Here is a 23,522-nt window from a genome sequence, read left to right as displayed (position 1 = left end):
TGGCTTAGGGGCCGTTAACGCGAGACGGTTTTGCGAAAGAAAATCAACAGAACCGCGTTCTCGAAAACACGACGCCGCCTTGAAGCTTCGCCCAGCAACGCCATGTCGCTTGGCGGACATCATGTCGATGCGTTGGAGGCTCTGGTGATTTTGTGGCTGGTTTTGCTGATTGTGCTGGCCCTGACGGTCGCAGACCAAGGACCTGTCGGGATCGCTCTAAGACGATGGCTTGTGGAAGCGCCGGCGCGCCATCTCTCGCGTATGACCGCAGGACAGACGGCGGGCCTTTGTCTGGTCGTGACGCTGGGCGTCGCCGCCATTGTTCTGTTCGAGGCGGATGGCGCCCGAATGTTCGCTATGGCGGCGCCAGACATGATCGCTTGGGCACTGATGTTCGACGTGACCGTGATTTTCGATCTGGTCGTACTAGCCATCAGTCTGCCCGCTGTCGCCGGGTGGCGTGGCTTGATGCAGCAGCGGGAATTTGCGACCCGCGTTGTCAGCACCGTGTTGAGACGCATTAGACGCCGCGCACGGTCGCGGGGCGGACGCCTCGGAAAGCCCAGGCCGCCGCGATCCCCCTCCGACGACTCCGAGCCGGAGCCGGGGTTCGCCTTCGCCTGATCCGTCAATCGGCGTAGCGCGCCCTGAGCATGGCGTAGCACGCCCTTAGCGCCTGGGCCTCGCCGCCTTCTGGGTAGCCGGGGCGGGCGCGGGGGTTCCAGGCGAAGATGTCCATGTGCCCCCAGGCGCCCGTGGTCGGAGCAAACTTCTGCAGAAACAGGGCGGCCGTCACCGAGCCGGCCTGGGCCCAGCCGGCCGGGTCGTTCCGGAGATCCGCGATCTCGGCGTCCAGCGCGCCGCGATAGCCGGGCCACAGCGGCATCCGCCACAGGGGATCGCGCACCTGATCTGCCGCCGCCAGCAGCCCGGCCGCCAGGGCTTCGTCATCAGTATAAAGTGGCGGCAGCTCCGGCCCCAGCGCGATCCGCGCGGCGCCGGTCAGGGTGGCGAAGTCCAGCGTCAGGTCGGGTTGGTGCTCGCCCGCCCGTGTCAGGGCGTCGGCCAGGATCAGCCGGCCCTCGGCGTCGGTGTTGCCGACCTCGATGGTCAGACCCTTGCGACTGTTCAGGATGTCGCCGGGGCGGAAGGCGTCGGCCGACACGGCGTTCTCGACCGCCGCGACGATGACCACCAACCGCACCGGCAGGTCGGCCTGCATCACCAGACGTCCCAAGGCCAGCGCATGGGCCGAGCCGCCCATATCCTTCTTCATGTTGCGCATGCCGGCGGCGGGCTTCAGGTCCAGACCGCCGGTGTCGAACACCACCCCCTTGCCGACCAGGGCGACCAGCGGCAGGTCGGTCCGGTCCAGCTTCCAGCCGATCTCGATCAGGCGGGGCGCCCGGTGTGAAGCGGCGGCGCGCCCCACGGCGTGGACGGCCGGATAGTTGTCTTCCAGCAGGGCGTCGCCGGTGATGACGGTGATCTCGGCGCCGGCGCTCTCTGCAATCTCGCGGGCGATGGTTTCGATCTGCAACGGCCCCATATCAGCGGCGGGCGTGTCAACCATTTCGCGGGCCAGGGCGCAGGCGGCGGCGATGCGCGAGATTTCGGCGACATCCACCCCGGCCGGCGCGACCAGCCGCACGGGCGTCCGGTCCGGCCGGGCCTTGTAGCGGTCGAAGACATAGGCCCCCAGCAGGAAGGCCAGGGTCGCCAGTTCGGCATCGGGCGCTGCGACCTCAAGCCGATACACACCGCCCGGCAGCCGCGCCGAGAGTCCCCGCACGGTCATGGGGTCAAACGTCGCGCCCGCACCGACAACCACGTGGCCGATCTCGCCATCCGCGCCCGGCACGACCAACAGCTGGCCCGGCTTACCTTCGAACCCGTGCAGGACGCCCCAGCGGCGGGCCGCACCCTCCAGCACGCCGCCCGCCTGAACGAAGCGGATCGGGATGGCGCCGTCGCCGTCTTGGGCGGAAACCAGCAGGGGATGCGAGACGGACATGAGGCCCTCGAAACGAAGTTAACCATCGGTTGACGCGAACCGGCGATTCTAGGGGTTAGACCTCTAGGACCGTCTGGACCTGACCCATGTCGCGCATGCCCGCCCTTCTCGCAACCGTCGCCCTGATCGCCCTGTCCGGCGCGCCGGCGCTGGCGGCTGATCCGACGGCGGCGTCCGCAGCCCAGGCTCGCGCGCCGTCGTCCGCTGCGGTGCGGGCCACCTATGACCGGATGGACGCCCTGTCGCGCTCGGTCTTCTGGGCCTCGGAGCAGCAGGCCGATCCGACCGACGCCGTGGCGGGCGTGAAACTGGCCCAGGCCCTGCGAGAGCTGGGCCGCTACGATCAGGCGGCCGAGGCCGCGCAGGCGACCCTGACGATCCAGCCCAACAATCTGGACGCCCTGCTGGAGCTGGGCCGCGCCCACATCGCGCGCGGCCAGGCCTTTTATGGCGTGGCGCCGCTGGAGCAGGCGCGCGACCTGGCGCCACGCGATTGGCGCCCCTATTCCCTTCTGGGCGTGGCCTATGAGCAGGTGCGTCGCACCGACGACGCGCGCGCCGCCTGGAACCAGGCCCTGGCCCTGTCGCCCGACAACCCCGACGTCCTGACCAATGCGGCCACCGCCGCCCTGACGCATGGCGATGCGCCGGGCGCCGAGACCCTGCTGCGTCGCGCCGTGGCCCAGCCGACCGCATCGGCCAAGGTGCGCCAGAACCTGGCCATGGTGCTGGGCCTTCAAGGCAAGATGGGCGAGGCCGAACAGATCCTGCGCCGCGAACTGCCGCCCGAGCAGGCCGAGCAGAACCTGCAATGGCTGCGTTCGCGCAGCACAGGCGGCGCGGCGACGTCCGGCGGCGGCGCGGTAAGTCCGTCGCCCGCGACCGACACCGCCCGCACCTGGAATTCGCTGCAAGGCGGCTGATCCGCCCGTTGCGGTCTGACCGCCCGCATGTTGGATGAGGCCATGACCGCCCTCCCTGCGTCCCGCGCCTATCAGGCCTTCCTGTTCGACATGGACGGCACCCTGATCACCTCGACCCTGGCCGCCGAGCGCGTCTGGACCCGCTGGGCCGCGCGCCACGGGCTGGATGCCGCCGCCTTCATCCCCACCATCCACGGCGTGCGCGCCATCGACACCATTCGTCGTCAGAACCTGCCCGATATCAACCTGGACGCCGAGGTCGCCTGGGTCGAACGTGGCGAGATCGAGGATGTGGACGGCGTCGCCCCCATCCCCGGCGCCGTCGACTTCGTCAAACGCCTGCCGCCCGACCGCTGGGCCGTGGTCACCTCCGCTTCAATCCCCCTCGCGCGCGCTCGGCTGAGGGCCGCAGGCGTGACCCCGCCCGCCGTCATGATCACCGCCGAGGACGTCGAACGCGGCAAGCCCGACCCGGCCGGCTATCTGAAGGCCGCCGCGACCCTGGGCTTCGACATCGCCGACTGCCTGGTGTTCGAGGACGCCGAGGCCGGCATCAAGGCGGGCGAAGCGGCCGGCGCCGACGTGCTGGTCGTCACCGCCGCCTGGACCCATCCGCTGGAGACGGATCATCCCACTCTGGCGGACTATGCGGACGCCACGTTGGAAGTCCGATCCGAGGGGCGTCTCGTCCTGACGCTGTAATCCTCCCCCATTACGCCGCGCTTCACGGGGGAGGATTGAGCGCCTATCTTCATCCCATGATCGACGACCTCTACAGCGCGCGCATCCTGTCGCTGGCGGCGAACCTGCCGCATGCAGGCCGTCTGCCCACGCCGCAGGGCACTGGCGAGCGGGTAGCCAAACTGTGCGGGTCGCGCGCAACGGTCGATGTGACGCTGGACGACCAAGGCCGCATCGCCGACTTCGCCCAGGACGTGAAGGCCTGCGCCCTCGGCCAAGCCGCCGCCGGGGTGCTGGGTCAATCGGCGATCGGGGCGTCGGTCGATGATCTCAAGGACGCCCGCGACGCCATGATCGCCATGCTGAAATCCGGCGGCGACGGCCCCGTCGGCCGGTTTGAGGATCTGCGCCTGCTGAAACAGGTCGCCGACTACCCCGCCCGCCACGCCTCGACCCTGGTCTCGCTGGAGGCGACGCTGGAGGCGGTGAACAATGCCCTCGCCGCCCGAACGCGTCTCGCCGGCGCGGCCTGACAGGCACGACCGGTTGATCCCCCTGCGATGACAGGGGATAAGCGCGGCGAACCTCTCAAGCCCCCGGCCCCACCCAACTCCGGCAAAGGGATGTGATGTCTCTCTATGAACGCGGCGTGCGCGCGGCCCATCGGGGCTACAAGCTGACGCTGTCTCCCCTGATCGGCCAGCAGTGCCGGTTCCTGCCGACCTGTTCGGATTACGGGCGCGACGCCCTGATCCAGCACGGCCCGGTAAAGGGGGGGTGGCTCACCATGCGCAGGCTCTGTAAATGCCATCCCTTCGGGGGATCGGGATACGACCCGGTCCCGCCAGTTAAAGACTGACAAATGATCGACCTCAAATTCCCCGACGGCGCGGTGCGCCAATATCCGGCCGGTTCGACGGCGCGCGACGTCGCGACCTCGATCTCGCCGTCGCTGGCTAAGAAGGCCGTGCTGGCCGAACTGAACGGCGAACAACGCGACATGGGCCGGGTGCTGGAGACGGGCGGCGACTTCCGCCTGATCATGCGCGATGACCCCGCCGCCCTCTATACGATCCGCCACGACACCGCCCACGTCCTGGCCGAGGCGGTCCAGACCCTGTTCCCCGGCACCCAGGTCACGATCGGCCCGGCGATCGATGACGGCTTCTACTACGACTTCTACCGGGAAGAGCCTTTCTCGACCGACGACTTCGCCGCCATCGAAAAGGAGATGGGCCGGATCGTGGATCGCGACGCCAAGTTTGAGCGCGAGGTCTGGGAACGGGACGACGCCATCCAATTCTTCGAGGCGCGCGGCGAAAAGTTCAAGGCCGAGCTGATCCGCGACCTGCCGGGAACCGAGACCATCACCCTGTACAAGCAGGGCGACTGGATCGACCTGTGCCGGGGCCCCCACTTCCCCTCGACACGCCATGTCGGCAAGGCGTTCAAACTGACGAAGCTGGCCGGCGCCTATTGGCGAGGCGACTCCAAGCGCGAGCAGCTGCAACGCATCTACGGCACCGCCTGGGCGACCAAGGAGGATCTGGACGCCCATCTGCAGCGTCTGGAAGAGGCCGAGAAGCGCGACCACCGCAAGGTCGGCAAGGCCATGGAGCTCTTCCACATGCAGGAAGAGGGCCGGGGCATGGTCTTCTGGCACCCCAAGGGTTGGGTCCTGTGGCGCGTGCTGGAGGCCTATATGCGCCGCCGCCTGGACGCCGCGGGCTATGTCGAGGTCAAGACGCCCCAGGTGCTGGACCGCAAGTTCTGGGAGCAGAGCGGCCACTGGGACAAATATCGTCCGAACATGTTCGTCTGCGAGACGGTCGAGGGCGAGGAACTGAGCCTCAAGCCGATGAACTGCCCCGGCCACGTGCAGATCTTCGACCAGGGCCAACGGTCCTATCGCGAACTGCCGCTGCGCATGGCCGAGTTCGGCGCCTGCCACCGCTATGAGCCGTCGGGTTCGCTGCACGGCCTGATGCGGGTGCGCGGCTTCACCCAGGACGACGCCCACATCTTCTGCCGCGAGGACCAGATCGTCGAGGAGACGGCTGAGTTCATCAAACTGGCCCGCAGCGTTCACGCCGACCTCGGCATGGAGACGGCCTACATCAGCCTGGGCACCCGGCCCGAGAACCGCGCCGGCACGGACGAGTTCTGGGACAAGGCCGAGACCCTGATGGCCGAGGCCGCCCGCGCCGCCGGGACCGAGCCGGTCGTCACCGAGGGCGACGGCGCCTTCTATGCACCCAAGCTGGACTTCATCGTCAAGGACGCCATCGGCCGCGAATGGACCTGCGGCACGATCCAGCTGGACTATGTCCTGCCCGAACGGCTCGATGCGACCTACATCGCCGAGGATGGCCAGAAGCACCGTCCGGTCATGCTGCACCGGGCGATCCTGGGCAGCTTCGAGCGGTTCATCGGCATCATGATCGAGAACTACGCCGGCGCCTTCCCCCTGTGGCTGGCCCCGACCCAGGCCGTGGTGGCCACCGTCACCTCGGACGCCGACGATTACGCCCGCGACGTGATGGCCAAGTTCAAGGCCGCAGGCCTGCGCACCGAGATCGACCTGCGCAACGAAAAGGTCGGCTACAAGGTGCGTGAACACTCGGTCGGCAAGGTGCCGGTCATCGCCGTGGTCGGCAGGAAGGAGGCGGAAGAGGGCATGGTCGCCATCCGCCGCCTGGGTTCGCAGGCCCAGACCCTGGTCACCGTCGAGGACGCCATTCGCATCCTGACCGACGAGGCGACCCCGCCGGATCTGAAGCGCGCCGGCTGATCCGCTGCGCGCGAATTCGCGCATAGGAACACTAACGGGATGGATCGCTTGTGATGGGGCGCGCGCCTGCGCTCCATCACAGATGCGAGACCTCACCATGGCCGACAAGACCCTGGACACCCTGTTCCACGACACGCTCAAAGACATCTATTACGCTGAGCGCAAGATCCTGAAATCCCTGCCCAAGATGGCCCGTGCGGCTCAGTCGCCAGAGCTGAAGGCCGCCTTCGAGAAGCATAAGGGTCAGACCGAGGGCCAGATTGAACGCCTGCAACAGGTCTTCGAGCTGATCGGCAAGCCCGCGCGTGGCAAGACCTGCGACGCCATTGAGGGCATCCTGGCCGAAGGCGACGAGATCATGGAAGAATACAAGGACACCCCGGCTTTGGACGCCGGTCTGCTGGCCGCCGCCCAGGCGGTCGAACATTATGAGATCACCCGCTACGGCACACTGAAACGCTGGGCTCTGGTGTTGGGTTTGAAGGACGCCGTCGCTCTTCTGGACGAGACGCTTCAGGAGGAATCCCAGACGGACGAAAACCTGACTGGCATCGCCGACGCGACTGTCAATGCGGACGCCATTAAGACGGCCGCCTGATCAGGGATGGGAGGCGGCTGACGACCGCTTCCTGCCTCTCCGCTCATTTCGCGCTGTGTCCGACGCCGGACACTTCACGCATAAAGTTTAGCGTTCATAGTCTCTTAGTCGGATCTGGGCGACGATGCGTCATCGAACCCCGAGATCCGACAATGACGAACCACACGCCCGGCCAAGATCGCTCATTGGTGCAACATCTGATTGCCGACGGTCATATGCGGTATCTGATCATCGCCAGTTGGGCGGTCGCCTTGTTCACCGTCACCGATTTGGCGACTGCAGTGTTGTGGTTTGCAGCAGCGACCGCGTCGGGCCTGCTGCGGACGTTCGCCGAACGTGTGCTGGTGTTGCGGGATGAGGGGCTTCACGGCCGGATCAAGCTGATGGCCGCCACCATTTCCTGCATCGCCTGGTCAGCGGCGCCGCTGCTCGCCTTCCTCTACGGCGGCACCTATGGCGTGCCGCTGGGCGTGGCCCTTCTGATGGCCGGATACGTTCTGGTCTTCACCCAGATGCGCGCCGCGCCCCGTGAGGCCCTGATCGCATCAGCGCCCTATTCGGTGGTCGTGGTGCTGCTGTTCGCGAAACTGTGGGGCACGACCGGTTTTTGGGTGGTCGTCAGCATGATCCCGGTTCTGGCGCTGGCCTTGCTGATCAAGGTGGCCATCACCCAGATGAAGGACAGCGATCTGGAAGCCGTCAACCGCCGCCAGGCCGAACTGATCGCCGAGTTGGAAACCGCCCGTGACACAGCCAACGCCGCCAGCGCCGCCAAATCCAACTTCTTGGGCGTTATTTCACACGAGCTTCGCACGCCGATGAACGGGGTTCTGGGGGCCGCGCAACTGTTGCAGATGTCCGAGCTCAGCGACCGCCAGAAAGAATTCGTCGGGGTCATCCGCGACTCCGGTGAAGGGCTTATGGTGCTGCTGAACGACATCCTCGACATCACCAAGATCGAGTCCGGCAAGATGGAACTGGACTTCGTTGATGTCGAAGCCGAGACCCTCGCCGCCCGCCTGACGGGCCCGTTCAAGGCCCAGGCCGAAGCGCGCGGCCTGACCTTCACGACCGACATCCGCGGCCCGCTGCCGCCGCTTCTCAGAATGGACCCGCTGCGCCTGGCGCAGGTGACGCATAACCTGCTGGCCAACGCCATCAAGTTCACGCCCCAGGGCGAGGTTCGCCTGATTATCGACAGCGAGCCGGCAGGCGAGGGCCGCACGACCTTGCGGCTTGGTGTGGTCGATTCCGGCATCGGCATCGCCGCCGACGATCTGACGCGCCTGTTCCAGCCCTTCTCTCAGGTGGACGGGTCGTCCACCCGCAAGTTCGGCGGCACCGGCCTGGGCCTCAGCATCTGTCAGCGTCTGGCCGCCCTGATGGACGGCGAGATCACGGTGACGTCGATCCCCGGCCAGGGATCGACCTTCACCCTCCACGCGACGTTCGACGCGCCTGCGATGCAGCCTGTCCGCGCCGCCGCCTGATCAGTCGCGCAGCAGTTCGTTGACGCCGGTCTTGGCCCGCGTCTGCGCGTCCACACGCTTGACGATGACGGCGCAATACAGCGACGGCCCGCCATTCGGATCCGGGAGCGAACCCGGCACGACCACTGAATAGGCCGGCACCTCGCCCCGGAACACTTCGCCGGTCGCCCGGTCCACAATCTTGGTCGAACCCGACAGATAGACGCCCATGGCCAGGACCGCGCCCTCGCGCACGATCACGCCCTCGGCCACCTCGGCGCGTGCGCCGATGAAGCAGCCGTCCTCGATGATGGTCGGATTGGCCTGCAGCGGCTCCAGCACGCCGCCGATGCCCGCGCCGCCCGACAGGTGCACATTCTTGCCGATCTGGGCGCAGGAGCCGACCGTGGCCCAGGCATCGACCATCGAGCCCTCGTCGACGAAGGCGCCGATGTTCACGAACGACGGCATCAGCACCACGTTTCTGGCGATATGCGCGCCGTGACGGACGATGGCGCCGGGCACCGAGCGGAAGCCGGCCGATTGGTAATCCGATGCGGTCCAGTCGCCGAACTTGTTGGGCACCTTGTCCCAGAAGGGACCGACGGCGACGGGGTGATCCACCGACAGCGGCATGACGGACGGCGCGCCCGCCCGCATGATCTGGTTGTCGTTCAGGCGGAAGGACAGCAGCACCGCCTTCTTCAGCCACTGATGCGTGGTCCAGACGCCATCCGCGCCGCGCGAGGCGACGCGCGCCTGCCCGGAATCCAGCAGGGCCAGGGCGGTTTCAACGGCGTCGCGCACCTCGCCATGCGTGGCGGCGGACACCTCGGCGCGCTGTTCCCAGGCGGCCTCGACGACGGATTCGAGATGCGACAGATCGGTCATGCGGCGTCCTTGAAGCTCAGATCGGAGAGGAAGTCGAAAAGGTCGGGGGCCACATGGTCGATATGCGGCCCGATCGGCTTGCCATGGCCGTCGCCGATCAGGACCGTCGCCATGCCCAGCGCCTTGGCCGGCTCGAGGTTCTTGGGCGTGTCCTCGAAGAAGGCGGATCGGTGCGGATCGATGCCGAACTGCTCCAGCATCCGGCGGAAGGTCGCAGGATTGGGCTTGGGCGTCAGATCACCATCCTCGATGGCGAAGACGCCTTCGAAACAGTCAGCGACGCCGATCCGGTCCAGTACACGGTGGGCGTATTCACGCGCGCCATTGGTGAAGACATAGCAACGACCGGGCAGAGCCTTCAGCCGCTCGGCCAGACGCGGGTTGGGTTCGACGCCATCCAGTGGCACGTCGTGCACCTCGCGCAAAAACCGCTCGGTATCGACCGCATAGTTAGCCATCAGTCCGGCAAGGGTCGTGCCGTGCTCGTCCAGAAACTGGCGCTGCATCGCGGCTGCGGCCTCGGGCTCCAGCCCGACGGCCTCGACCACGAAGGCGTTGATGCGCGCCTGGACCAGCCGCATCAGACCCTGCTCGCGCGGGTACAGGGTGTCGTCCATGTCGAACACCCAGGCGCGCACATGCGACAGGTCGATCAAGACGCCTTCACCAGGGTGCCGGCGCCGAACTCGGTGAACAACTCGACCAGCATGGCGTGCGGCCGACGCCCGTCCAGAATGACCACGGCTTCGACGCCTGCGCGAACGGCGGCCATCGCGGTCTCCAGCTTGGGGATCATGCCGCCGGTGGCCACGCCCGTGTCGATCAGGTTTTGCGCTTCTTCCAGCGTCATCTGACGGATGATGTCGCCGTCCGCGCCCTTCACCCCCGGCACGTCGGTCAAAAGCAGCATCCGCTTGGCGTTCAGCGACCCCGCGACCGCGCCCGCCACCGTGTCGGCGTTGACGTTGTAGGTCTGTCCGTCCTCGGCCACGCCGATCGGGGCGATGACCGGGACCCAGTCTTCGGTCTCGGACGCGATCAGGCCGGCGATCAATTTGGGATCCACCTTGGTCGGCTCGCCGACATAGCCCAGGTCGACCTCGTGCTCGATCATGCTGTCGGGATCGCGCTTCGTCCGACGCGTCTTCTCGACGGTCAGCAAACCGGCGTCCTTGCCCGACAGGCCGACGCCGCGCACGTCCGCCTCCTTGCCGGCCATGGTGATCCAGTGGGCGATCTCTTTGTTCACCGCGCCCGACAGCACCATCTCGGCGACCTCCATCGTCGCCGGATCGGTGACCCGCAGCCCGTCGACGAAGCTGGATTTCACCCCCGCCTTGTCCAGCATGGCGCTGATCTGCGGCCCGCCGCCATGCACCACCACCGGGTTCACGCCCATCAGCTTCAGCAGCACCACATCGGCCGCAAACTGCCGCGCCACGGCGCTCTCGCCCATGGCGTGACCGCCGTATTTGATGACCACGGTCTCGCGGTCATAGACCTGAATATACGGCAAGGCCTCGGCGAGCGTCTTCGCCGTCTCCCAGCTGCGTTCTTCCGACTGGCGTTCTGTTTCGTTCATCACGCGCGCGAGATAGCGGGGGACGGGGGTGGTGTCACGCGGGAAGCATGATAGGGACGAAAACCGGCTTCGGCGCAGACTGGACGAACCGCCCGTTCACGACGGCCGATCGCCTCAATTCGGCCGAGAGTTTGCATGAGCAGCGACCGCATCGCGATTTTGGAACGCTACATCGTCGCCAGCAAACACGCCGCCTTGGATCTGTACTATCGCGGGCTTGGCAACAGGGAAGTTCGCTGCATCGTCTGCGACGCGTCGGACAGCACCGACAAGATGCGCGCGTCGCATGTCGTCTGCCGGTTCGGCGGCGGCGAGTTGGTTCGGCATCAGTGTCGGTCATGCGGCGCCCTGTTCGGGCCGGAGAAGATGCTCGTCATGAGCGAGGCCGAGCTTTCCTCTGAATACGAGATCCTCTACGCCTCCTATCAGGAAGGCGACACGGCCGAGGACACCGCACGAACCTTCCATGCGCTCGAACCCGTCGCCGGCGCCGTTTATCTGGACTGGGGCTGCGGCTGGTGGTCGTCATCGCTGGCGCAACTGCGGTCAGAAGGCTGGAACGTCTGGGGCTACGAGCCGACGCCGGGAGGGGCTTCGGAGTTCATTGTGAACGATCTTGGCCAGGTAGCGCCGGGCCTTGCGGGCATCTATTCGAACAACACCATCGAACATTTCATCCGCCCGGTTGACGAATTTCGCAAAATGAGGGCCCTGCTGCTGCCGGGCGCTCGGATGTCGCATTCGTCGCCCTGCTATGACGAGCGCTATCTCGACACGCGTTTCCACACCGTCTTTTATCTTGAAGAAAGCGTCGACGTCGTTGCCCAGCGGGCGGGCTTTCGCATTCTCGCGAAAGAACGAGACGGCGAGTACATCAACACGGTGTTTGAGGCCGTATAGGCGGCCGGACCTCGGCATGCGGCTCCGCTTGCCAAGATGTCGAAGCGCGCTAGGGTGGCGCGATAACATCGAGAGGATGCCGGATCATGCCTGCCACGCTCAATAGCCGGGTCTTCAATACGGTAGACGACAGCGGCCATTCCGGTCCTTCGTCCGGTTGGAGTTTCGGATCAGGGGCCGGCGGAATGGTATCGGGCTTTGCGATCTGCGGCTGCTGCGGCCGACTGGTTTCGGACGGCGCGACCGATGGTCATCAGGGCGTCATCGTCAACATAGACAACCGCGGCAATTTTGGACCGAATGGCAAGCCATCGCTGTCCACGACGGACGCAGGCCTTCAAATCACCCGTGGCAATCAGTCTTGGGTTACGGCAGGTCAACCTCTAGGCACACCTGCAACGGTGACGTTCGCCTTCAGAGCCAGCGTCACGACCATGCCGACCGACACCGCGGGCTTCACACAGTTCACCGCCATTCAGATCGCCGCTACCCTTCTGGCGCTACGGTCCTGGTCGGATGTCGCCAACATCGTCTTCCAGCGCGTGGACGACGGTGCAGGTTACTCCGACAACGCCTCGATCCTGTTCGGCAACTATTCCAGCGGCCAGAGCGGCGCAGCTGCATTCGCCTATGGCCCAGGCGCGCCGGCGACGGGATCGGTTTCCGGCGACGTGTGGGTAAACTCAACCTTCAGCTACAACGCCAACCCAGCCATGCTTGGCTACGGCCAGCAGGTTCTGACGCACGAGATCGGCCACGCGCTCGGTTTACGCCACCCAGCGGACTACAACGCAAGTGAAGGTGTCTCGATCACCTATCAGAACGACGCGACCTACTTCGAGGATTCTCGGCAGTACACGCTGATGAGCTACTTTTCTGAAACAAACACCGGTGGTGCGTTTCTCGGCAGCTACTCCTCAGCCCCGCTGCTAGACGATATTTCCGCCGCTCAACGTCTGTACGGCGCCAATATGACCACCCGCACGGGTGATACCGTCTATGGATTTAACTCCAACACCGGCCTGGCCTGGTACGCGCCAGGCGTCCAGGACAGGATGATCTTCGCTGTATGGGACGCCGGCGGCGTCGATACGCTCGACTTCTCCGGATATGCCGGGCCGCAGACCATAGACTTGCGCCAAGGACATTTCTCGAGCGTCGTAGGCCTGACAGGGAACGTTTCCATCGCCTTGGGCGCAGTGATCGAGAACGCCATCGGCGGCACGGGGGCCGACACAATCTTCGGCAATGCGGTCGATAACGTCATCACTGGAAACGGAGGCTCGGACACCATCGATGGCGGACTGGGGGCGGACACCGTCGTATTCTCCGGTCCGCGCAGCGCCTATCAGATTTACTGGGACGGTCAGGTCGGCACGATCACGGGCAATGGATCGACGACAACGGTTCGCAACGTCGAGCTTCTCAGGTTCTCGGACCAGACCATCACCCTGACACCCAACGGTCCAGTGACCGTCACGGGCGACGTGACCGACAACCGGATTGACGGCTCCAACTTCGGGGACAGCCTGGGCGGCGCAGGCGGCAACGATGTGCTGAACGGATTCGGCGGTGCTGACTACCTGAACGGCGGATCTGGTAACGATACGCTGGACGGCGGGGATGGCGACGACACTTTGATCGGCGGCACAGGAGACGACACTCTGATCGGCGGCGCGGGTTGGGATACGGCGGATTACACGACGACCTCGTCGGGGTTGAACGCAAATCTCGTGACCGGTGTCGTCACCAGCGGGTTTGACACCGATCGGCTGTCCGGCGTGGAACAGGTGAACGGCACGACGGCGAACGACATCATTCGCGGCGACGCCGGGTCGAACATCATTCGTGGTGGCGGCGGCGCAGATCGTCTCTATGGCGGCGATGGCGACGATCAACTCTTCGCTGGCGGCGGCGGCGTAAGCGATGCTTCCGACATCTTCAAGGCGCGTTCGCTTGCCAACTCCGGCACGGGGTCTGCGGTCAATCTGGACGACGGCTTCGATCTGGTCACGCGCGACGGCGTGCCGGACAACGTCATGCCGCACGCCACCGTACTGGCACAGACCCATGGGGGACTAGAATATTACAGCGTGACACTCGCGGCCGGAGCAATTCTGCGCGTCGACATCGACAACGCTTCCTTCGATTCGACGGTGCGAATCTTCGACGCCAACGGAAACGAGATCGCTCAGAATGACGATACGCCGGCCTCGAATTCTGAGGGCTCATCCCAGAATTCATACATCAACATCACAGTTCAGGCGGCTGGCATCTACTATATTCAGGTAGGCCAGTTCGCAAGTGGAACGGGTGTTGGAGGTTTCGCGACGTCCAGCCCTCCGTCCGGCAATCAATACACGATGCACGTCTCCGTCAGCAGCCACAGCTACGCGAACGGCGTAGCGACCGGAAGCTTGCTCGATGGTGGCGAGGGTGCCGACATTCTGAACGGCAACTCAGCGAATGACACCTTGTTGGGAGGCAACGGAGACGATCGTCTTTACGGCGGTGGCGGAAACGACACGCTTGATGGGGGAGCAGGCCTAGATACCGCCGTCTATATCGGCGCGCGCTCGGCCTATACGATATCCACGGCGAACGGCGTCACCACGGTAACGGGTCCAGACGGCGAGGACCGCCTCAGCAACGTCGAGCGATTGCAGTTCGACGACATGACGATTTCGCTCAATGACCCAGGCGTCAACCTGTCCGGCACGGCGGCCGCCGACACGCTCACAGGCACGGCGTCGGACGATGTCCTGTCGGGGCTAGGCGGCAACGATGTGCTGAACGGCTTGGACGGTAATGACATCCTATTTGGGGGTGTGGGAGCTGATCAACTCAACGGCGGTAACGGCATCGATACCGCCTGGTACGAAAACACCGCCGGCGGGGTTCTGGTCGTCGATCTTCTGAACACGTCGCAGAACACGGGCGAAGCGGTGGGAGACACCTACAATTCCATCGAACGGGTCGTGGGATCGACTGGCGACGACATCATTCGCGGCACCGCCGCAACCGACTATTTCGTCGGACGCGAGGGCAATGACGTCTTCTTGGGGCGTGGTGGCGGTGACGTATTCGACGGGGGGGCAGGCATCGACACCGTCTGGTACGATCAGCAAGCTGTCGTTGATCTCGTTTTGTCATCGACAAACAGCGGCGCTGCGGCAGGGGATCGGTACACTTCGATTGAACGGGTGGTGGGGTCCAACGCCGACGACGTCATGCGTGGCACCGGCAACACCGATTACTTCGTCGGACGTGACGGCAACGACATCTTCGAAGGCCGCGGCGGCGGCGACTGGTTCGACGGCGGCGAAGGCATCGACACTGTCTGGTACAACACCCAGGCGACGGTCGATTTGCTGGATTCAACCACAAACAGCGGCGCGGCCGCTGGCGACCGCTATCAATCCATCGAGCGCATATACGGCTCCGAAGTGGGCAACGATATCATGAGGGGAACGGCCGCCACTGAATACTTCCTCGGTAGAGCCGGTGACGACATTTTCCAGGGTCGCGGTGGAGGCGACTGGTTTGATGGCGACATAGGCATAGACACCGTCTGGTACGATACGGCGGCGACGGTCGATCTGGCCGGCCTGACCCAGAACGGCGGCGCGGCGACCGGAGACCGTTATATCTCCATCGAACGGGTCGTCGGATCCAATGATGCAGACGTCATTCGCGGCACGGATAACGCCGATTACATGCTGGGCCGAGGCGGTGACGACATCTTCCTTGGCCGCGGCGGCGCCGACACTTTCGATGGCGGCGACGGCTTGGACACCGTCTGGTACGATCAGGGGGTCACAGGCGGCACGCTGCTGATCGACATGATCAGTTCGGGGCGCAATACCGGCGAAGCCGCAGGCGACACATATGTTTCCATCGAGCGCGTCGTTTCCTCAAACAGCGCCGACTATGTGCTGGGCACCCAGAGCCGAGACTTCATCCTGGCCCGCGACGGCGACGACGTAATCGAGGGACGCGGCGGTGACGACGTCATCGACGCTGGAGCCGGATCCGACCGGATCGCCGGCGGCCTAGGCGCCGACTTCCTAACCGGCGGCGCGGGCCGGGACGCCTTCATATACTTTGCAGCCGCGGAAGGCGGAGACTTCATAGCCGACTTCCAGTCCGGCGAGGACGTGCTCGAGTTCCGGAGCTTTGGACTGACCGGAAACGATTGGTTTGTGAACGGCCTGACGGCGACCGGCGGCGGGCCGCAAATCCTGTGGGACGCGGCGACCGGTCGCGTGCTGTGGGATCCCGACGGCGCTGGAGCGGGTGGTCCCGCTCTGATCGCGACGTTGCAGCCCGGCTCAGTCCTGAAGGCGACCGACATTGTTCGCATCGACCCGTCGGCTTCGGCAAAGGTGAATGTTGACGCGCAAACATTGCCGGGTTGGATGGATTTCGACAGTGGCAAGGGTCATGACATCTTTACTCTGCCGGACGCTTGGACGAGGTCTCCCCCTGAAGGCGATCTATTGCCTTCGTTCAGTCGTGAGTGGATGCATGTCGCTGATGACGACTGGATGATGTAAGAGCCGTCTCCCATCGCGCTTGGCGGCGGGGAAGCGGAGAGGTTGCATGGCTCGGGCCTGTATCGACGGCTGGAACCTTTCGCTTGCGAAGGGGTCGGGCATCGCCACTTACGGAAGGAACCTGGCCGAAGCCCTCGCGGGCGTTGGAGCAGTGGTCGAACTTCTGCATGGCCCGAGCATCGCTCCGACGTCGAACTCGTTGCTTAACGAGATCGCGTTGACGGATGCCCGTCGGTCGAGTCGCAAAGCCGGGGTTCCAAGAGCCCTTTCGACGATCCTGTCCCGCTTTGGACGTACGGCCCGGCCCATGCCCAAGAGTGGGATGGTGATCGGACGCGACGACGCCTTGCCGATCCGACGACATTGGGCGGCGCACGATCTGTTTTCCACGGCCAACCGCGCCCATAACGTTTATGGGACTTTCACGCCCTTGGGCTTCCAGAGATCTGACGACGGTCATGAGGCCCCGGACGTCATGCACTGGACCACGCCGCTGCCGCTATATGCCCGGCGCGCCGCCAATGTTTATACGGTTCACGACCTGATCCCGCTGAAGCTGCCGCACACCACCTTGGATGACAAGAAGCGGTATCATGACCTGATGACGTCGGTGGTGCGCAGGGCCGACCTTCTGCTGGCCGTCTCCGAGACGACCCGGCAGGATCTCATCGCCATGCTCGGCGCCGACGAACGCAAGGTGATCACCACTTATCAGGCCGTCGCGCCGCCGAACGGCGAGCAAAAGTCGGCGGATGATCTGGCGAATGAACTGGCGATGCTTCACGGCTTGGATTTCAAGGGCTATTTCCTCTTCTTCGGGGCGGTGGAGCCCAAGAAAAATGTTTCCCGTCTGATCCAGGCTTATCTGGAAAGCCGCGTGTCCACGCCGCTGGTGGTCGTGGCGGGACGCGATTGGCTGGCGCAGGAAGATCTCGCCCTACTGTCCCATGCCTCGGAAAGCGCCAGCGGCGTCAAGCGCATCGATTACCTGCCGGCGGCGCTCTTGCAGAATCTGATCCGTGGCGCGAAGGCGACGTTGTTTCCATCCCTTTACGAGGGGTTCGGCCTGCCCATCCTCGAATCGATGATGGCCGGCACCGCCGTCATAACCGCCAATGTCTCGGCGACGGCGGAGGTCGCGGGTGAGGCGGCCCTGACGGTCGATCCTCGCAGCATCGAGGCCATCCGCGCGGCGATCGTCGCGCTGGACAGCGACGACGACAAGCGCGTCGCCCTGGAGGCCGCTGGACGCCAGCGTGCCGACGCGTTTTCCCTTGAAGCCTACCAGGACCGGTTGCGGCTGGCCTACAAAACGCTTGGACTTTCATGACGCCTCTCGCCCCCTCGACTGACTCGTCGCGTGGCGTTGGCATTCTCGTCACGCCCGGGGCCGATAGCGACGAATGGCTTTCTAAAGCCCGCACGTTTCAAAAGGATTCGTCAGATAGGACGGTTCGGATCAGCCTGTCGGTGGACGAAGCCCTGACGATGGATGTGTGCGACTGGCTTGTCGTCCTCACAGACACGTCTGAAGCGCCGCCTGAGTTCCGCGCCAACCAAACGCGGGACCTGTCGCGGCTGTTCTCGCGATGCGCCGAAAGGGGCGCGGCCTGCAGCGTTATGGGTGCCGGCGGCGGCTCGCGGTCTGTAAAGTCCGCCGAAGATGCGCTTCTACGGGCTGGTCAGGCGTTGTGTCGCCTCCCGACCGGGCCGGTTAAGGCGCTGGAATTATTCGGAGCCGCCGCTACTGCGACGCCAATTGACTTCGAACTGTTGCGGTTAAACGAGCGTCGGCTGCTTGCCGACGAGGCCTTTGCCTCCTTCGACCTGACGGGCCGCCCCGACGTTTTAGCTTGGGGCCCGCACATGACCCTTCCTCCCGGGCCGTGGCGGCTGTCCATCGGCTTCGATGTGGATCGGGCCGCAGCGGCTCAAAGTCTGGCTTTCGAGTGGGGCGATCTGGAGAGACATGAGCGTCACGAAGTGTCGCTGGGCCGCGCGGGGCGGTACGATATCACCTTGGATAGGAATTGGGAGGCCGCCGCCATCGCCGAGTTTCGCGTGTCGGCCGCCCATGCCGTCTTCGCCGGCAGGATGCGGTTGATTTCGGTCGAGATCGGCCGGACGCCGAATGAAAGGCCTCAGGCGGCTCTCAGCCAGCTGTAGACATCGATGGCCTCGGCGACGTCGTTGAAGAACTTCACCTGCCCGCTTTCAATAATCAGCGCGCTGGAACAAACACTGGCGACGGAGTTCATGTCATGGGACGCCATGATGAACGCGCGATCTGCGCGGTGCGTGAATAACTCGTCGGCGCATTTGGCGGCGAAACGCGCGTCGCCCACCGCAATCAGTTCGTCGATCAGGTAGCAGTCGAAATCGATTGCCAGCGAAAGGCCGAACGCCAGACGCGCCCGCATGCCCGACGAATAATGTTTCACCGGCTGTTTCAGCGCCAGACCGAGTTCGGCAAAACTCTCGACGCGCTCCAGCACCGTATCGTAGTTGGCGGCATACACGCGCGAGAGGAAGCGTATGTTGTCCAAGCCGCTTAGGCTGCCTTGAAACCCGCCACCGAAGCCGATGGGCCAGGACGGTCGAACCTTCCAGTTGAGCTCCCCTTCCGACATCGGCAGCACACCACCAAGAATCTTGATGAAGGTCGATTTGCCTTGGCCGTTACGCCCGAGAATCGCTAGACGGTCGCCCCGTTTCAAATCGAAGTCGAGATCACGAAACAGCCAGCGGTCTCCTGCGCCATGACTGGCGGGAAAAGCCTTACCGAGACCGCGCACATCTAGCGCCACTGGTTGAGGCGCAGGGACTGGCTCTGGCACGGGAACCGTCGTCATCCCTGGTTGTGCTCTCGAAGGCCGGCGACCACTAGGAAGGCCGTGCCGTACAGTATCAGCAAACTGGCGAACACCGTCAGAATCGCCAGCAACCGCTTTGGTTGAGACGAATCGGTCGGCAAGTTGGGACGCACGACGCGCTCAAGATAAAGCCGTTGGCTGCGGGCTTCCGATTCCGAACGGTCCAGCATCGCCCTGGCAGACCCAAGCGCCTTGTCGGCGTACTCGCGATCCAAGGCGAGAGCCTCGTAGGTTTCGAGCTTTGGCGCAAGCGAGTCGGCAGCGCCCGCCATCTTGGCCTGTTCGGCCGCGATCTGTCGTTCAAAGGCGGCGATACGGCTGTCGAGTGCGGCCAGCTGAGGGCTCTGCGGCGCCTCGGAGGACAGCTGCGATCTTTCTGCGCGCAGATTGGCGACCGTGCCGCGCAGATTGCCTATCAACTCCATGTTCTCGACCGCCGCCTTAGCCGGGTCGAGTAGACCTTCGCGGTTTCTGAAGGTCGTCAGGCGCACTTGGGCGGCGGTCAGACGGGCTTCTGCGTCGGCCACGTCGCGACGGGCGTCGCGCACCGCGCCTTCATCGGCACGGGTGTTGAGCTGGTTGACCAGTCGCTCTCCGCCGTCGAGCAGCGCGTCGGCCATAGCCTGAGAATCCTGCGGTCGGAAAGCTCTGACCCGAAGAGTGCTAAGGCCGGTGGACGAGTCGTACCCCACAGTCACGAAGCGCTTCAGTCCTTCATGAAGGCTGTCAAACGACTGTCCTTCCCAGGGACGCGGATAACGCGACAGGGCATCGACGCCTGGACGGCCCAGGATGGCGCGCACATCTAGCTTGCCGCGAAGATCCTCAAGCGCATTACGCGAGCGGATATACTCATGGACCGCATAAGCATCCGTCTGGTTCGAGGATAGGCCGACGCCCTGCAGGGCCACACCCAGGCTGGACGGCTGCTCCTGCGCCTTTGAGCGGACTACGAAGCGAGCTTCCGAGGTGTATTGGGGCGAGGCGATCAGCAGATAATAGATGGCCACCAGCACCGTGGGGGCGACCACCACGATCAGGAAGGACAGCGGGATTTTCTTGAAGAACCGCCGCCAGGCCGGCGTCTTTTCGGCCTTCTCGGCATAGTCGCCGACGCCACGGTAGTTCAGGATTGGCTTGTTCATTTCGATTTCCAGAAACGGTCGCGCCGCTTCATTCCATTTCCAGATGATGCTTGGCGCGCGCCAGAAGCACCAGACCGATAAAGTTCAGGGCGACCGCCCAGGCGAAGGCGTATCCGGCGTCGTAATAGGTAGGGGTGAACTCGCCGAACATCCCCGCGCGAACCATCTCCACCGTATGCGGGATCGGCACCTTGAGCAGAACGTCGCGATAATGCTGTGGCAGCCAGGCCATCATGGTGAAAACGCCGGATAGCGGAATCATCGCATACTGAAGCACTGGCGAAACGCGTTCGAACAACTCGTAACGCAGCGCCAGGCCGGCGAAGACGAAACTGATCCCGCATGCCATGAAGGCGAGGAGGAACCAACCGGAATAGAAGAGCAGAAGGTCGTGGGGCAGATCCACCTGCCGGATCGCCAGCATCGCCAGATAAACGACGAAAAAGGCCATGGTGTTGCCTGCGATCTCCAGCCCGCACCGCGACAGATACAGGTGCATCACCTTGACAGGGCGATGGTAAAGCAGACCGCCGTTGGCCTGGAGCGCGTTCATGTTCGCGCCGACCAAATGCCGCAGCAGAAGCAAGCACATATAGCCGGTCATGATGAAAGGCGCGATCCGCACACCATGTTCGTAAGCCGGCTTGATCAGCGACCACATGATGATGACGCCGAAGCAGAACAGCAGCGGCTCGCCGATCAGCCACAGCAACCCCAGTCCCTGACGGCCGTAACGTGTGACCGTCTCGCGCATCATCAGGGCGCCGATGATCCGAATGTGCGATCCGAAGGAGTTGTCGGTCGCGATCAAGACGCGTCTCGCAGCTCGAACAGCGCGTCAGGATTCTGGGGCCAGTAACGCAGCGCACGGCGATAATGAACATGGGCGCCTTCGATGTCGCCGGCGAGCTTGGCTGCATGTCCGAGGTGAAGATGCGCGTCGCTGTTTAGCGGCTCCTGGTCCAATGCCCGCCGGTACATCTGCGCAGCCGCGTCGATCTTGCCCTGTTCTTTCAAGGCATGGCCGATCTGAATCATTAGGCGCACATCCCAGGGACGATCTTGAAGCAGGCCGCGATAGCGCCCTTCGGCCACGTCCCATTTTCGTGCGGCAAAGGCCGACTGCGCCGATCGCAATCGTTTGCCGTAGAACCAGCGCGCCAGTTTCGTGCCGGACTTGCCTGGTTTCGGACGCGTCGGGCCGGCTTCCGGAATCGCAAAGCCGAGATCACCAAGACCGTCTCTGGCCGGGCCGAAACTGGGATCCATCGCCAGTGCGGCTCTGAATATCTCGGCGGCCAGATCGCGATCGCCCGTATTCTTCAGAAGGTGGCCGAGATGCAGGCAGGTATCGACGTCCGACGGCGACAGGGCGAGAGATCGGAAATACGCGGCGCGTGCGGCGTCGAATTCGCCGTTTTCCTTGAGCATGTGGCCGTATTGCTTCCAGCCGGACGCCTTGCGCGGCTTTGCGGCGACATAGGCTGCATAGGCGTCGCGTGCACGAGGCCAGTCGCGAGCCGACTTCGCCTCGCGGGCCTCGGTCAGCAAGGCGGCGTCGTCTTGCCTAGGTGTCGATGCGCTTGCGACGAATGCCGGCGGAGGCGCTGTGTCTTCCGGAGCGGCGGGGGCTTCTACACGGCCGGCGACAAAGGCGGCGACCGGCGCAACAGAGGGCTTGGAGTCGGCCGGAGCCCCCCGCAGCGCCCTGCGATGACGCGCGGCCGCCGCCTGCAGTTCGATTTCCAACGCGTCGCGTTCGGCGCTCAAGGCTTGAATGCGTGCAATGTCCTCGAGGCGTCGCCTTTGGGCGATCCTTGTTTTTCGCTGCTCGTCTTGCAGAGCGTTTCGCACACGGCCCTGCTCGGTCATTTCCAGCGCGACTGCATCAAGCGCATCAATCAGACCGGCATAGGCCTTATCCTGCCGCGCGCCCAAGACTTCGATGGCCCTGTTCAACGCCTGGATGTCCTGAGCGCTGTTGGTCGCAAGGCGGACCAGTGCCTCTCGGGACACTTCCCCATTGTCCTTGACGGCGGTCGCCAGGGCATCGAGATGTTTCTGGGTCGTGGTCTGATGAGCGTCGGCGCTTACCGCCAATGCTTCGAGCGCTTGAAGACGCTCCTCGAGAAGACCTAAGCGCTCGCCCATCTGACCCAAGGCGATGGATGACCCGGCCTGAGACCCCGACACGCGACGCATCGTATCCAGCGGGTTTGCGCCAGCGGCAGAGTTCGTGTCGACCATATCCATCCCGCAGACCTAAATCAGGCTATTACGCTTCGCCGACAGCCTTGGAAAGCTCTGCTTTTGCAGGGCTTCCGGGCCGAGCGAGAAGAATGTTCGCCGTTTCCATCTCCAACAGTCCGGCGATATCGCACGCGGACAAGACGCCCGTGTGGTCGTCGATCAAGGCGATGTCCGACAGGCCGTGACGAGCGAAGTCGTCGAACCAATCCTGCGGCGACACGCCGGTCCGAGCCAGATGACAGGCGGCGAATTCGGCGACGACCATAATATCGGCAGACTCGCGGCAGACACGAGACATGCCCCTGGCAACCTCGTTTTCCCAACCCTCGGCGTCGATCTTGATCAGGGAAACGACCTGTCCCGGCGTCACGATGTCGTCCAAGGGGGCGACCGAAACCTCCAGAGCTCCGAGTTGCGGTCCGTCCTGAGCCGCCAGGCTGCCGAGCATGCTGTTCGAGCCGAAGAAATAGCTGGCGCGCCCGGTCTTTGCGCCGCTTGCCATGACGTGAAGGCTGAATCGACCGCCGAAACCGTTCGAGATCAGGGTTCGGCGCGCCGCTTCCGCCGACCGAGGGTTCGGCTCGACGAGAACAACATGGCCGGTAGCGCCCACATGTCGGGCCATTTCGACGCCGATCAGGCCGATATGGGCCCCGACATCCACCACTACGTGGCCCGGCTTGACCGCACGCTTGAGAAGCGCCTGCACGCCGGGCTCATGACCGCTGACGCCGTCTGCCAGGTGCAGGATGGAGCGGAACTCTTCGGCGCCAGCCACGGCCCAGCCGTCCGAACGACGGATGGCGACGAAGTCGTCGTCCAGCGGCACGATCTGCCGTTGAAGGCCCG

The 23,522-nt window shown here is 64.4% G+C and carries 21 protein-coding genes; 12 read left to right on the top strand and 9 right to left on the bottom strand.

Translation table 11 applies throughout. The annotated features are described in order from the left end of the window. Positions 1 to 30: 30 nt before the first annotated feature. Positions 31 to 624, top strand: a complete 594-nt coding sequence (locus ASF31_RS08520; protein WP_156355985.1) for a hypothetical protein — start codon at positions 31 to 33, stop codon at positions 622 to 624. Positions 625 to 628: 4 nt separating this feature from the next. Here the strand turns inward: ASF31_RS08520 and ASF31_RS08515 are convergent, their stop codons facing one another. After that, positions 629 to 2,014 (bottom strand): M17 family metallopeptidase, encoded by a 1,386-nt coding sequence (locus tag ASF31_RS08515; RefSeq protein ID WP_055754254.1) that lies wholly within the window; start codon positions 2,012 to 2,014, stop codon positions 629 to 631. A gap of 86 nt (positions 2,015 to 2,100) precedes the next feature. Between ASF31_RS08515 and ASF31_RS08510 the strand changes: the two genes are divergently transcribed. The 7 genes from ASF31_RS08510 to ASF31_RS08480 all read left to right on the top strand — a co-directional run bounded on the left by ASF31_RS08510 (position 2,101) and on the right by ASF31_RS08480 (position 8,497). Beyond that, complete coding sequence (locus ASF31_RS08510) at positions 2,101 to 2,937, top strand: tetratricopeptide repeat protein (protein WP_055754253.1); 837 nt, start codon at positions 2,101 to 2,103, stop codon at positions 2,935 to 2,937. A gap of 42 nt (positions 2,938 to 2,979) precedes the next feature. Further along, a complete protein-coding gene (locus ASF31_RS08505) occupies positions 2,980 to 3,639 on the top strand; it encodes an HAD-IA family hydrolase (protein WP_055754463.1) in 660 nt (219 codons plus the stop codon). A gap of 56 nt (positions 3,640 to 3,695) precedes the next feature. After that, positions 3,696 to 4,151, top strand: a complete 456-nt coding sequence (locus ASF31_RS08500) for an iron-sulfur cluster assembly scaffold protein (RefSeq protein WP_055754252.1) — start codon at positions 3,696 to 3,698, stop codon at positions 4,149 to 4,151. Between the two features lie 95 nt (positions 4,152 to 4,246). Continuing rightward, a complete protein-coding gene (yidD, locus tag ASF31_RS08495; RefSeq protein WP_055754251.1) occupies positions 4,247 to 4,477 on the top strand; it encodes a membrane protein insertion efficiency factor YidD in 231 nt (76 codons plus the stop codon). Positions 4,478 to 4,480: 3 nt separating this feature from the next. Further along, positions 4,481 to 6,409: a threonine--tRNA ligase gene (thrS, locus tag ASF31_RS08490; RefSeq protein ID WP_055754250.1), complete on the top strand. Its 1,929-nt coding sequence runs from the start codon at positions 4,481 to 4,483 to the stop codon at positions 6,407 to 6,409. A 97-nt stretch (positions 6,410 to 6,506) separates the two neighbouring features. Beyond that, positions 6,507 to 7,007 carry a ferritin-like domain-containing protein gene (locus ASF31_RS08485; protein ID WP_055754249.1) on the top strand — a complete coding sequence of 167 codons (501 nt, stop codon included), beginning with the start codon at positions 6,507 to 6,509 and terminating at the stop codon, positions 7,005 to 7,007. 188 nt (positions 7,008 to 7,195) lie between these two features. Further along, entirely contained in the window at positions 7,196 to 8,497 is a 1,302-nt protein-coding gene (locus tag ASF31_RS08480) for a HAMP domain-containing sensor histidine kinase (protein WP_162233955.1), read from the top strand. Here ASF31_RS08480 and dapD read toward each other — a convergent pair whose 3' ends face one another. From dapD to argB, 3 genes are read right to left on the bottom strand one after another with little or no spacing between them, the layout of a single operon-like run. Further along, positions 8,498 to 9,367 carry a 2,3,4,5-tetrahydropyridine-2,6-dicarboxylate N-succinyltransferase gene (gene dapD / locus ASF31_RS08475; RefSeq protein ID WP_039243810.1) on the bottom strand — a complete coding sequence of 290 codons (870 nt, stop codon included), beginning with the start codon at positions 9,365 to 9,367 and terminating at the stop codon, positions 8,498 to 8,500. Next, positions 9,364 to 10,023 carry a pyrimidine 5'-nucleotidase gene (locus ASF31_RS08470; protein WP_200918606.1) on the bottom strand — a complete coding sequence of 220 codons (660 nt, stop codon included), beginning with the start codon at positions 10,021 to 10,023 and terminating at the stop codon, positions 9,364 to 9,366. The genes dapD and ASF31_RS08470 overlap by 4 nt, the downstream gene beginning before the upstream one ends. After that, positions 10,020 to 10,949 (bottom strand): acetylglutamate kinase, encoded by a 930-nt coding sequence (argB, locus tag ASF31_RS08465; RefSeq protein WP_045810017.1) that lies wholly within the window; start codon positions 10,947 to 10,949, stop codon positions 10,020 to 10,022. Before argB ends, ASF31_RS08470 begins: the two co-directional genes overlap by 4 nt. A gap of 135 nt (positions 10,950 to 11,084) precedes the next feature. On the opposite strand from argB, the gene ASF31_RS08460 reads away from it, so the two are divergent. The 4 genes from ASF31_RS08460 (at position 11,085) to ASF31_RS08445 (ending at position 18,571) form a co-directional block, all read left to right on the top strand. Continuing rightward, positions 11,085 to 11,849, top strand: a complete 765-nt coding sequence (locus tag ASF31_RS08460; protein WP_055754247.1) for a bifunctional 2-polyprenyl-6-hydroxyphenol methylase/3-demethylubiquinol 3-O-methyltransferase UbiG — start codon at positions 11,085 to 11,087, stop codon at positions 11,847 to 11,849. Positions 11,850 to 11,935: 86 nt separating this feature from the next. Further along, positions 11,936 to 16,405: a M57 family metalloprotease gene (locus ASF31_RS14880; RefSeq protein ID WP_304438839.1), complete on the top strand. Its 4,470-nt coding sequence runs from the start codon at positions 11,936 to 11,938 to the stop codon at positions 16,403 to 16,405. A gap of 46 nt (positions 16,406 to 16,451) precedes the next feature. Beyond that, on the top strand, positions 16,452 to 17,735 hold the full coding sequence (locus ASF31_RS08450) for a glycosyltransferase family 1 protein (protein WP_055754245.1): 1,284 nt from the start codon (positions 16,452 to 16,454) through the stop codon (positions 17,733 to 17,735). Then, on the top strand, positions 17,732 to 18,571 hold the full coding sequence (locus ASF31_RS08445) for a hypothetical protein (protein ID WP_055754244.1): 840 nt from the start codon (positions 17,732 to 17,734) through the stop codon (positions 18,569 to 18,571). Before ASF31_RS08450 ends, ASF31_RS08445 begins: the two co-directional genes overlap by 4 nt. On the opposite strand, the gene ASF31_RS08440 is transcribed toward ASF31_RS08445, so the two are convergent. From ASF31_RS08440 to ASF31_RS08415, 5 genes are read right to left on the bottom strand one after another with little or no spacing between them, the layout of a single operon-like run. Further along, complete coding sequence (locus ASF31_RS08440) at positions 18,547 to 19,257, bottom strand: ABC transporter ATP-binding protein (RefSeq protein WP_055754243.1); 711 nt, start codon at positions 19,255 to 19,257, stop codon at positions 18,547 to 18,549. The genes ASF31_RS08445 and ASF31_RS08440 overlap by 25 nt on opposite strands. Beyond that, on the bottom strand, positions 19,254 to 20,423 hold the full coding sequence (locus tag ASF31_RS08435) for a Wzz/FepE/Etk N-terminal domain-containing protein (protein ID WP_055754242.1): 1,170 nt from the start codon (positions 20,421 to 20,423) through the stop codon (positions 19,254 to 19,256). The genes ASF31_RS08440 and ASF31_RS08435 overlap by 4 nt, the downstream gene beginning before the upstream one ends. 28 nt (positions 20,424 to 20,451) lie before the next feature. Then, positions 20,452 to 21,234: an ABC transporter permease gene (locus ASF31_RS08430; RefSeq protein WP_235551293.1), complete on the bottom strand. Its 783-nt coding sequence runs from the start codon at positions 21,232 to 21,234 to the stop codon at positions 20,452 to 20,454. Continuing rightward, the gene (locus tag ASF31_RS14295; protein WP_082465088.1) at positions 21,231 to 22,676 is read right to left on the bottom strand and encodes a tetratricopeptide repeat protein; all 1,446 of its coding nucleotides are present in this window, start codon (positions 22,674 to 22,676) and stop codon (positions 21,231 to 21,233) included. The genes ASF31_RS08430 and ASF31_RS14295 overlap by 4 nt, the downstream gene beginning before the upstream one ends. Before the next feature lie 22 nt (positions 22,677 to 22,698). Beyond that, positions 22,699 to 23,451 (bottom strand): FkbM family methyltransferase, encoded by a 753-nt coding sequence (locus ASF31_RS08415; RefSeq protein WP_162233954.1) that lies wholly within the window; start codon positions 23,449 to 23,451, stop codon positions 22,699 to 22,701. Positions 23,452 to 23,522 lie beyond the last annotated feature (71 nt).

The sequence above is a fragment of the Brevundimonas sp. Leaf280 genome (assembly GCF_001422455.1).
GTDB lineage: Bacteria > Pseudomonadota > Alphaproteobacteria > Caulobacterales > Caulobacteraceae > Brevundimonas.
Note: the sequence above shows the minus strand (reverse complement) of the source record. Positions and strands in the feature narration are given on the sequence as shown.